A 610-nucleotide genomic window follows, 5' to 3' on the forward strand; every position below is an offset into this window, starting at 1 on the left:
GCGTGTTGCTCGCCGAACTGGATGTTCGTTTTCACCCGATCGAAGGCCTGCTTGCAGCGCTTCGTACCCGCTAACTGGGACGTCATGTTCAGAACTCTCGTACACGTGTGTGTGTTTCTCGTCGGCCTGCTGGCGGTTTGCTGGGTCGGCATCGGTTATCTCGGCTCCAACCCGCTCGGCGCCTGCGTCGCGGCGGTGATCGGCGCCTGTTATGTGGCCGGCGCGCTGGAGCTGTATCGCTACCGCCAGGCCACTGCGACGCTGGAAGCGGCAGTCGATGGGTTGACCACGGCGCCTTCTGCCCTGAGCGATTGGCTGCAGGCGGTACACCCCGGCCTGCGTAATGCGGTGCGCCTGCGTATCAGGGGCGAGCGCGTGGCGTTGCCGGCACCGGTGCTGACGCCGTATCTGGTCGGCTTGCTGGTGTTGCTCGGCATGCTCGGCACCTTGCTCGGCATGATGGCCACGCTCAAGGGCACCGGCTTTGCATTGCAGAGCGCCACCGATCTGCAGGCCATTCGCGGCTCGCTCGCAGCACCGGTGGAAGGCCTGGCGTTCGCGTTCGGCACCTCCATCGCCGGTGTGGCGACATCGGCCATGCTGGGATTGT

1 protein-coding gene and 1 pseudogene are annotated in these 610 nt (G+C 65.4%); both read left to right on the top strand.

Going from position 1 to position 610, the window contains the following annotated elements:
* The coding region (locus CSC62_RS17480) for a DUF3348 family protein (protein WP_162407907.1) at nt 1-74 on the top strand (74 nt) is incomplete at its 5' end.
* A gap of 10 nt (nt 75-84) precedes the next feature.
* A pseudogene (locus CSC62_RS17485) lies at nt 85-610 on the top strand (DUF802 domain-containing protein); the annotation flags it as partial.

This window comes from Pseudoxanthomonas jiangsuensis (assembly GCF_010093185.1).
Lineage (GTDB): Bacteria > Pseudomonadota > Gammaproteobacteria > Xanthomonadales > Xanthomonadaceae > Pseudoxanthomonas > Pseudoxanthomonas jiangsuensis.